Source organism: Seonamhaeicola marinus, from assembly GCF_008085455.1.
The window spans coordinates 1-715 of the sequence record NZ_VSDQ01000701.1; the positions used below are offsets into that span (position 1 = coordinate 1).

1 protein-coding gene is annotated in these 715 nt (G+C 35.1%); it reads left to right on the forward strand.

Going from position 1 to position 715, the window contains the following annotated elements:
* Nucleotides 1-715 (forward strand): DNA-processing protein DprA (locus tag FUA24_RS17230; RefSeq protein WP_148544324.1); only part of this gene is annotated, 715 nt, incomplete at both ends.

Here is a 715-nt window from a genome sequence, read left to right on the forward strand (position 1 = left end):
CGAAAAATAACGACTAAAGGTATTGAATTTTGTGAGCGTTTAGTTGAAACCCTTAAGCCATACAACCCCGTAATTATATCTGGTTTTGCTTACGGCACAGATATTACAGCACATAAAGCTGCTATTAAAAATAATTTACAAACGGTAGCGTGTTTAGCACATGGTTTTAATCAAATTTACCCCAAAGTACACAAAAAATATATGACGGAAGTGGAAAAAAATGGCGGTTTCTTTTCTGATTTTTGGAGTACTGATACTTTTGATAGAAATAACTTTTTAAAACGTAATAGAGTTATTGCCGGATTAAGTGAAGCCACTATAGTTATTGAATCTGCCGAAAAAGGAGGAAGCTTAGTAACTGCCGATATTGCAAACTCATACAACCGTGATGTTTTTGCGGTTCCGGGCAGAGTTACCGATGCCCAAAGTATAGGCTGCAATAACTTAATAAAATACCAAAAGGCACACATGCTTACCAACCCTTTAGATGTGCCATATTTATTAAACTGGCAACTTGAAAATGAGCAAAAACCTGCGCCTGTGCAAAAACAACTTTTTGTAGAGCTTGATGCTACTGAAAAGACAATTTATAATTACCTGAAAAATAATAATAAAGAGCAGTTAGATATTATTGCGCTTAACTGCAATTTACCCATTTTTAAAGTATCAAGCACGCTTTTAAATATGGAGTTAAAAGGGGTTGTTAGGCCACTAC